We start from the raw sequence: 9433 nt of genomic DNA, 5'->3' as shown, positions 1-9433 counted from the left end.
ATTGTTTGTGCGGTGACGACGAGACTCGAACTCGCGACCCTCGGCGTGACAGGCCGATATTCTAACCAACTGAACTACGCCACCATTTCTCTTTAGAACCCTTGTGATATGCTATTCTCAAAAGGCTCTGCAAATGTAAACTTTCTTTTTTTCTCTGCAATAGGAAACATCAAAAAATATTGCACTTTTATTCATGAATTATTTTGTGCTTTTCTCGAACTAAACATATAATGCTTATATTCAACCCACTAAAGATCGCCTTCTGTTACTTAACAATATTCCCAAAAATTATTTTTTTTTCACCCGACCACCGATAAGCCGTCAATTTTCCATTCCGGCTGATACAGGAATCCAAACAACACAAGTTAGGAGCCAGAATATTCTCTCCATTTCTTAAGCAATAATGCCCAAAAAATACAATGGGCGCATCTTTGGCATAAGGTTCGCGTGTCCCATTTACTTCTGGCGGGATGGAATAGGATGGCAAATCAAAACGACTTTCAAATGATAATTCCTGAAAATTCTTCCCTTGAGGATTTAACCACCACCTGGAACGGAAACTCCGATGCGGCTGTCCTTTGCTATCAAAAATCAATAAATCCTTGGGGAGTTGAAAATCGATTCCTTTACAGGTCTGCCAAAAAGCCGTTGAAAGCTCAGAGCTATTTTTACTTATTTTTCGCAAAAAGCTTTTCTTCAATCGCCCTTCGGGAATATTCTCCTTCAGGATGGCAATATTCTTATCCTGCCAGCAGGCGTGCACAACTCGAATTCCATCCAATTCCAGAAATAGGGGCAGCGATCGCATCCATTTAATATGGCTTCGATACTCTTCCGGAAAGTGAGCAAACTCCTCCAGCGTTTGAACTAAAGGTAGACGATATTTCAATAAACGCTTGGTGAAGGGTTTCCCGGCTTTATCCTTCAATTCGAAAATAATGGCGTTCAACTCGTGATTCCCTAAAATAGCTAAAGCACTACCCGCTTCAACCATGCTACGCACCAGATTTAAGGTATCGCGGATGCGGGGCCCCCGGTTAATAAAATCGCCTACAAAAATGGCCTTACGGCTTTCATGCGTAAAAACACCGTCTTTTTTTTTATATCCCATTGATTTCAGCAGATCTTTTAATGCATCTGCCTGACCATGGACATCACCTATTATATCATACATAAAAAGTGGTCTGTTTCGGGGAGCAAGTTATTATTTTTATCAAAGAGACAATAACAATACGGATTAAAATTCGAGGCAGTTCGATCGATATGAATCCTTTCGCAAAAAGAAGAGGGCTTACAAACGAATTTGTAAGCCCTCTTCTTATATAATATGTACGACCAAATTTCTGGTCCTTATAATTCAGGAGAACCGATGAATCATCGTTTCTATCGTCGCTGCCTGCATCCCCAAACATTTCGGGATTGTTGAAATTGACATTCCAGCGACGGCGACTCCTGCTTACTAGATTTCCAATTTAATTGCGCCTTTAGCTCGGATAAACAATTTATGACATTTTCCTTCGCCATAAACATGCTCCAGTGTTTTAACATACTCATCCAATTTTTCCTGTGGGACGAAAGCTTGAATGGTTCCTCCAAATCCACCGCCATGTACGCGCCATGCGCCGCTTCCTTTCAATACCATTTCGCTCAACGCTAAGGCAACTGAAACAACTTGCTCATCTTTATGCACAACGTCAAAAATATTTTGGTTGTACATGTACGAGCTGTAACCCGATTCAACAACCATTTTCAGGAAGGCAGCAAAGTCTTTGTTTTCCAAGGCAGCAACCTGGTCAACCACGCGCTGGTTGTCTCCCTGGAAGTGGAAAGCACGCAAAATGGCACGATCACCTGTTTTCTTGCGGATTTCAGGCAGTTTTTCAATGATCTGCTCCAAGCTGACTTCGCGCAAAACGCTTGCTCCAAGTTCAGCTGCAACTGATTTCATTTCAGTGGGCAACGAAGCATATTCAGCTTGAGAAGCCGGATCATCGTGTCCTCCGCCAATATCAGTAATCACCAATGAAAAGCCGGTAGAAACAAAGTCAAAATCAACTTCTTTAACAATTGGCTTTGCTGGATCAGCAAAATCGATCGTAATTAAGCCTCCTACCGAACATGCCGTTTGATCCATCAAACCACAAGGTTTCCCGAAGTAGTTATTTTCGGCCCACTGACCAATGATGGCATTTTCAACGCCACCCATTTTCCCATTGTTGAACAGGTGGTTAACGATGGCTCCGACCAATACTTCAAACGAAGCAGAAGAACTCAAACCTGAACCTTTTGGTACACGACCTTCAACACATGCATCAAATCCACCAATTTCGTATCCCACTTCCTTCATGCGGGCACAAATTCCGCGAACCAATGACGCTGAAGTATAGAATTGTTTTTCGTCGATACTTAAATCTGAAAGATCAACCTGAAACTCAGGATACCCAACTGACTTAATACGAATAATGTTGCTGTTATTTTTAGCAGCTACAGCAATATTATCCAAATTGACAGCTCCTGCCAATACACGTCCGTGGTTATGATCGGTGTGGTTTCCGCCAATTTCGGTACGACCTGGTGAGCTGAATAGATTAACATCATCAGAACCAAACGTTTTCTCAAATTCGCTCATCAAATCGGCATAGCGAGTAGCTTGTTCGTTCAATGTTGCTGCATCTTTTCCATATAATTCCTGAAACAATGGATTATTTCCATCGTTTATCTTTTCAATTAGGGCATTAACTTTTGTCATAATTCTATTGTCGATTATAGTTATTGATTTGCTTTTTTATAATGTACATCCGAAAGATCACGCAAACGCTGAGCAGCTTGCTCCGCTGTAATATCGCGCTGGGGTGTAGCCAGCATTTCGTAACCCACCATGAATTTCTTGACCGTTGCCGATCGCAATAAAGGTGGATAAAAATGCATGTGTAAATGCCATTCTGGGTAATCCTGTCCATCAGTTGGTGCTTGGTGCAGGCCTGCAGAATACGCAAAAGATGTTTCAAACAAATTATCGTATTTTATCGTTAGCTGCTTGTAAATGTCAGCCAAGCCGTCTTTTTCATTCTCCGTTAACTGAAGAACATTTTGAACCGGACGACGACTGATAATCATGGTTTCGAATGGCCAAACAGCCCAATAAGGAACCAAGGCTACAAAGTACTCATTTTGAGCGACCAGACGTTCTCCCTTAGCCAATTCAGCTTTCAGATAGACGCCTAACAGTGTTTCTCCATTTTTCTCGAAATAGGCTTTTTGCGTTTCCGATTCTTTGGCCGGTTCAACTGGAACTGACGATGACGACCATATTTGTCCGTGTGGATGCGGATTAGAGCAGCCCATAATGGCTCCTTTATTTTCAAAAATCTGCACGTAATTTATTTGCTCTTGCTGGCTAAGCTCGGCAAATTGTTCGCCCCAAACATCCACCACCTTGCGGATATCTTTAACTTCCATTTCCGGAATCGTCAAACTGTGATCGTCGCTAAAGCAAATCACTTTGCAAATACCACTTTCACTTTTTGCCTGGAAAAGGCTACCTTCATCAAGGCCTCCCTCCGGCGTGTCTGTTAAAAGAGCGCTAAAATCATTCGTAAAAACAAAGGTTCCTTTATAATCCGGGTTCTCATGACCTCCAATACGTTCGTTTCCGGCACATAAGTAACACGATGGATCATATTGCGGACGTTCGGCAACAACCGCCTTTTCAACCTGCCCCTGCCAAGGCCTTTTCGACCGGTGTGGTGAAACTAAAACCCAATCGTTTGTAAGCGGATTTAATCGTTTGTGTGGATGATCTGTACTGCTAAATTTATTCATTATTCTACTATTTTTAACCAACTGGTAGGTACTGGTTGGCAAAACTACCACTTATTGCTTTTTAAAATCTCCAAATTTTTGTGTTTTAAAACACACTACAGTGAATTTCGTCGAATCAAGGTTGCAGGATTACTGACTTGCGCATTGGAGCGCTCGGAAACCATATTGGCCAAGGCTTTCCCCATCAGCGTAAAATCCGTGGAAATGGTTGTAATTCCTCCGGCAACCACCTCTTTCAACATGGTATCGTTAAAGGAAACAATGCCAAAGTCGACTCCCAATGTGAAATTATTCTCAGCCGCCATCTTCACCAACTTCACTAGGTTTCTATCGGAGGGAACAAAGTAGGCCTCCCCTTTTTCAATCGGGCGATTGATTAAACTGCGCACAATCTCATATTCAATGTTATGCTCTTCACAATATTTTTTGAATCCTATCATCCGACCTTCCGGTTCTTTACCTCCCGGAAATACCATCACCAACTTCTTATATTTCTGAAGTAGATCCTCACCTGAATTTAAGGCCGCACATACATCCGCTTCAAAATCCTGGTAGATAACCGGATAGACTGCCAGATCTGCTTTCTTGCGATCCAGAATATAAACGTTTTCGCGAGGCAATATAGATAAGATATCAGCGGTATAATCAAAGGTTGCTGGCATTATTACGTACGAAGTATACTTTCCGGCCGCTTCCATAATCAGGTCTTTAAATACCTGAAAATTGAAGTGATGAAAATAGATATCGACATTCGATTTGATGTCCAGGCTATTAAGAAATGAAGTATAAACGTCCTCTTTAAACGCGTTCAGTTCATCAAAGAGCAGAAATATGCGTTGATCAACATTGACTTCCGAACTATTAATATAATATCCTTTTCCGGGGATAGAATTAATAATTCCTTTCGCCTTCAGTTCATTAAAAGCAACCATGACGGTATCGCGCGATAGGTCAAATTCTTTACAAATCTGGTTCAGGGAAGGTATTTTATCTCCAATTTTCAGGTTTCCATTAAGAATACCTTGATAAATTGAGTTTACAATTTGTCGGTATTTTGGAATTCCAAGCGTGTCATCAATCTGTATATTCTTCACAAAATATCTTTTGGGTTTTGTCTAAAGCGTTTCAAAATTACAAATTTTCTTCAACTTTTATCAACCAGTACCCACCAGTAAGTATTTCATTTATTAGATTTGTAAACTTATCACATAAAATTGAATTGAGATGAAGATAACCAGTAAAGCTTTTGGAAACCTTCCTAACGGGACTCAGGCAGAACTTTTCACCCTGAGTAACGATAAAGGAGTCGTAATTAAAATCACCAACTATGGAGCGATTATAACCTCTATTGAAACTCCCGACAAAAAAGGAGATACAAGCAATATCGTTTGTGGATTTGACCAATTAGAAGACTATTTGAGTGACGATTATTTAGGCAACTACCCCTATTTTGGAGCCATTATTGGTCGCAACGGCAATCGCATTGCCGAAGGAAAATACGCTATTGATGGCGTAGAATACACTGGCGCCATTAATAATGGGCCAAACCATTTGCATGGTGGGTTGGAGGGCTTCGACAAAAAACTGTGGAAAGCCGAATCCTATACAAACGAGGCAGAAGTTGGCCTAAAACTAAGCTATACCAGCATTGATGGCGAAGAAGGCTATCCGGGAACATTAGTGACAACATGTATTTATACCTTGAATAATGACAATGAGCTGGGCATTAAATACGAAGCGAAGACCGATAAGAAAACAATTATCAACCTGACCAACCACAGCTATTTTAACCTGACAGGCGGCAAGGAAGACATTAAAAATCATGAGTTGCAGCTGACGGCCAGTAAAATGACCGAAAGTGTTGACCTGATTCCTACAGGCAAGATTATCCCGGTAGAAGGTACCCCTTTTGATTTCACAAGCACTAAAACGCTAGCACAAGACCTGGATCAACTACCCGAAGGATATGACCTGAACTACGTATTGGATAACGAAGAAGGTAAGTTGGTATTTGCCGGACGCCTGCAAGAAGCAACTAGCGGACGTCAGGTTGAAGTTTACACAACCCAGCCCGGTATTCAGGTTTACACCGGATACTGGATTCCGGAATTAACCATCCGTGGCGAAAAGAAATTTGGCAGCTATGCCGGTGTTGCCATGGAAACACAACATTATCCGGATGCACCGCATCACGCCAACTTCCCATCAACAGTACTGGCTCCCAATGAGAAATATGAACAAAAGACAATCTATAAGTTTGGAGTAAACGAATAAGGATTTCTCCATTTCAGAAAAAACCCTCAATGTTGCGAAAACCTTGAGGGTTTTTTCATTTCTGATGGAGATCTAAAAAAAATCGTAATTTTGATTCCAACTGAAAATAATAGATCCCTAATTCGAACGAAATGAAAACGATCATCGAGCTTTTTGAGACGAGCGTACAAAACTACCCGGACAATATTTACCTGTGGGAGAAGAAACAAGGTGAATACCAGGGAACAACTTATCAGGAAACCCACAAACAAGTCTTGCAACTAGCAGCCGGTTTTTTAGCCATCGGCATCCAAAAAGGCGATCGTATTGGCTTGGTTTCAGAAGGACGAAACCAATGGATCATCAGCGAACTGGGCATTCTTTATGCCGGTGCTGCCAATGTTCCTTTATCAGTCAAGCTGGATGAAGCCAGCGAGTTGAAATTCCGACTCTCCCACTCCGGCGCACGCATGGTGATTGTTTCGAAGGGACAAGCCGCAAAAATTGAATCCATCCGGCATGAAATCCCCACACTCGAAAAAGTGATCTATCTGGATAAAAAAGAAAATCCCGCTGAAAACGACATCGCTTATTCCGAAATCATAGAAAAAGGCAAAGCACTTTTGAAGGAAAACCCGGAAAAGCTGGAAGCTGTTTACCAAGCCATTCAACCCAATGATCTGGCCAATATTTCCTACACTTCTGGCACCACGGCTGATCCTAAAGGAATTATGCTGACGCAGCTCAATTATGCAGCCAACACGATTCAGTCAAACACGCTCATGGAAATCACGGAAGATTGGAAAACTCTGGCCTTCCTTCCCTGGGATCACTCTTTCGCACACACCGCCTGCCTTTACTGCCTCATGTATAATGGCGCCAGCATCGCTTCGCTCGAAGTGGGCTCAACACCTATGGAAACGCTGAAAAACATTCCTAAAAACATCAAGGAGATTCAACCCAATATTTTGATGAGTGTGCCGGCCGTTGCCAAAAATTTCCGCAAAAGCATTGAATCAAGCATTCGTCAAAAAGGCAAAACAATTGAAAAACTATTCAATCACGCCTTAAAAATAGCTTACAAATACAATGGTTTTGGATACGACAAAGGAAAAGGCCTGCGATTTATTTACAAGCCCTTGTTAGCCATTTACGATAAAATTTTGTTTTCAAAGATCAGGAAAGGGTTCGGCGGAAATCTAAAGTTATTCATAGGTGGTGGAGCACTGCTCGACATTGAACTGCAACGGTTTTTTTATGCGGTGGGTATGCCCATGTGTCAAGGCTACGGACTTTCTGAAGCATCACCGGTCATATCATCCAACGCCTTGCACGCCATTAAATTTGGTTCTTCGGGGAAACCCGTCCAGCATATGGAATTAAAAATTGTAGATAACGAAGGCCAAGAACTGCCAACCGGGCAAAAAGGCGAAATCATTATTAAAGGCGACAATGTCATGTTGGGCTATTGGAATAATCCGCAAGCCACAGCCGACTCCATTCGCGAAGGCTGGCTACACACGGGTGATATGGGCTATGTAGATGTCGATGGTTTTCTGTATGTTCTAGGGCGCTTTAAAAGTTTGCTGATTGGCAATGACGGAGAAAAATTTAGTCCCGAAGGAATTGAAGAGGCCCTGATTGATCAATCGAAATTCATCGATCAGTGCATGCTTTACAACAACCAAAATCCCTATACTTCCGGAATGATCGTGCCTAATATCAGTGCCCTTAACCAGGAGCTGAAACGACGCGGAATTACGCCCGGCACGGATGAAGGACACGAAGAAAGTTTAAAAATACTTTCATCTGAACTTAACCAATACCGCACAGGTGGAGAATACGAAAACATGTTTCCACAGCGCTGGTTACCTGCCACAGTTGTTATTCTTCCGGAAGCTTTTACCGAGAAAAACCATTTGCTGAATTCACTGATGAAGATGGTTCGGGGCAAAATCTACGAATACTTTGCAGATGAACTGGAGTTCCTGTACACGCCAGAAGCAAAAAACATGATTAACGCACGCAATTTAGATGCGATTCGTCGATGGAATCGTTAATTTAATCTTTCGACACACTAAACCCGTAAACCATGAGATCCATCCTATTCCTTATCCTAATTGCTGTTCCAACATTGCTTTTGGCTCAGGCACACCGCTGGCATGGCACCAACCAGGATGCCCGCTATCCGGATAAAAACTTGCTGGATAAATGGCCCAACGACAGCTTAATTATCAAGCAAAGCTATACTGGAATTGGAGAGGGTTATGGCTCTCCCTCCATTACGGAAGCAGGGCTTTTTATTGCCGGCATGCATGATTCAATTGGTTATGTATATCATTTTGCGCACGATGGTGAATTGATCTGGAAAACCCGCTACGGAAAAGATTTCACCTTTCGCTTCCCTGGTTCGCGTGGCACGCCAAGCCTGGACGAAGGAAAATTATACTATTCCGGAGCTCATGGCGACGCCGTTTGCCTGGATATGCAAACCGGAGAAACAATATGGCATGTCAATATTTTTGAAAAATATGAAAGCGAATTAAGCAAGTGGGGGTATACGGAGTCGCCTTTTATTTACAAAGACTTGGTCATTTTGCAAGCCGGAGGCAAAAAGGTAACCTTAGTGGCTTTAAATAAAAATGACGGATCGGTGGTTTGGGAAAGCTCGATAGATCGCAATGCCAATGCTTATTCCACGCCGCGTTTGATCCAGCATCAGGGAGAAAACTTGGCCATGCTCAATTTGAACTTTAACCTGGTTCTATTTGACCCGGAAACCGGACATGTTAAAATTAAACATCCATTAAAAGAAAAGAGAGGTAATCATTCGAATGAACCGGTTTATAAAGATGGTCAGATTTTTTATTCTTCGGGTTATGGTGAAGGTTCGGTAATGTTTAAAATCAACGATCAGCAACAAAGCTTAGATACACTTTGGCAAAACACAACCTTTGATTCAAAATTGAGCGGCATTCAGCTTGTCGACGGCCTGATTTATGGAACTGCTGACCAGAAAAAACACTGGGCAGCAATTCGCTGGGACACCGGCGAAACAGTGTTCACCACCCGTGAAATTAAACCCGGATCATTCGTCATGGCTGATGGCAAATTTTATATTTTTACCGATGATGGCGAAATTGTATTGGCACAACCAACTACAGCAGGATTTGAAATTAAAAGTCGCTTTCAAAGCCCCGGATATCCAACAGTTCATGCTTACGCCCATCCTGTTATTTATAAAGGTGATCTATTCATTCGGTTAAACGATCAAGTCTGGAGATACACAATCTCAGAGTAATCAATTTCTTGATAGATAAAAACCTTCGACTATTCGAGTCAAAACATCAATTCAAAA

At 42.0% G+C, this 9433-nt stretch carries 7 protein-coding genes and 1 tRNA gene; 3 read left to right on the top strand and 5 right to left on the bottom strand.

All coding sequences use genetic code 11. The features are described 5' to 3' along the window. Positions 1-10: 10 nt before the first annotated feature. The 5 genes from ACUNWA_RS15320 to ACUNWA_RS15300 all read right to left on the bottom strand — a co-directional run bounded on the left by ACUNWA_RS15320 (position 11) and on the right by ACUNWA_RS15300 (position 4916). Positions 11-84 (bottom strand) — tRNA-Asp (locus ACUNWA_RS15320). A 181-nt stretch (positions 85-265) separates the two neighbouring features. Beyond that, positions 266-1174, bottom strand: coding sequence for a metallophosphoesterase (locus tag ACUNWA_RS15315; RefSeq protein WP_445592800.1), 909 nt, complete (start codon positions 1172-1174; stop codon positions 266-268). A gap of 285 nt (positions 1175-1459) precedes the next feature. Further along, complete coding sequence (locus ACUNWA_RS15310) at positions 1460-2749, bottom strand: galactokinase (RefSeq protein WP_445592799.1); 1290 nt, start codon at positions 2747-2749, stop codon at positions 1460-1462. 20 nt (positions 2750-2769) lie between these two features. Next, complete coding sequence (locus tag ACUNWA_RS15305) at positions 2770-3822, bottom strand: UDP-glucose--hexose-1-phosphate uridylyltransferase (protein ID WP_445592798.1); 1053 nt, start codon at positions 3820-3822, stop codon at positions 2770-2772. A 95-nt stretch (positions 3823-3917) separates the two neighbouring features. Continuing rightward, positions 3918-4916 (bottom strand): GntR family transcriptional regulator, encoded by a 999-nt coding sequence (locus ACUNWA_RS15300; RefSeq protein ID WP_445592797.1) that lies wholly within the window; start codon positions 4914-4916, stop codon positions 3918-3920. Between the two features lie 130 nt (positions 4917-5046). Here ACUNWA_RS15300 and ACUNWA_RS15295 point away from each other — a divergent pair, with 130 nt between their 5' ends. From ACUNWA_RS15295 to ACUNWA_RS15285, 3 genes are all read left to right on the top strand, one after another. Further along, on the top strand, positions 5047-6096 hold the full coding sequence (locus tag ACUNWA_RS15295; protein WP_445592796.1) for an aldose epimerase family protein: 1050 nt from the start codon (positions 5047-5049) through the stop codon (positions 6094-6096). 131 nt (positions 6097-6227) lie between these two features. Next, entirely contained in the window at positions 6228-8135 is a 1908-nt protein-coding gene (locus ACUNWA_RS15290) for an AMP-dependent synthetase/ligase (RefSeq protein ID WP_445592795.1), read from the top strand. A gap of 32 nt (positions 8136-8167) precedes the next feature. Next, entirely contained in the window at positions 8168-9376 is a 1209-nt protein-coding gene (locus tag ACUNWA_RS15285) for an outer membrane protein assembly factor BamB family protein (RefSeq protein ID WP_445592794.1), read from the top strand. Positions 9377-9433: the final 57 nt, after the last annotated feature.

Source organism: Sunxiuqinia sp. sy24 (assembly GCF_052677165.1).
This window is presented reverse-complemented; position numbering and strand designations above follow the sequence as displayed.

What these genes read in the sequence shown, in the direction of transcription:
- ACUNWA_RS15315 (WP_445592800.1), bottom strand. Translation starts at nt 1,174, where the DNA reads ATGTATGATATAATAGGTGATGTCCATGGTCAGGCAGATGCATTAAAA.
- ACUNWA_RS15310 (WP_445592799.1), bottom strand. Translation starts at nt 2,749, where the DNA reads ATGACAAAAGTTAATGCCCTAATTGAAAAGATAAACGATGGAAATAAT.
- ACUNWA_RS15305 (WP_445592798.1), bottom strand. Translation starts at nt 3,822, where the DNA reads ATGAATAAATTTAGCAGTACAGATCATCCACACAAACGATTAAATCCG.
- ACUNWA_RS15295 (WP_445592796.1), top strand. Translation starts at nt 5,047, where the DNA reads ATGAAGATAACCAGTAAAGCTTTTGGAAACCTTCCTAACGGGACTCAG.
- ACUNWA_RS15290 (WP_445592795.1), top strand. Translation starts at nt 6,228, where the DNA reads ATGAAAACGATCATCGAGCTTTTTGAGACGAGCGTACAAAACTACCCG.
- ACUNWA_RS15285 (WP_445592794.1), top strand. Translation starts at nt 8,168, where the DNA reads ATGAGATCCATCCTATTCCTTATCCTAATTGCTGTTCCAACATTGCTT.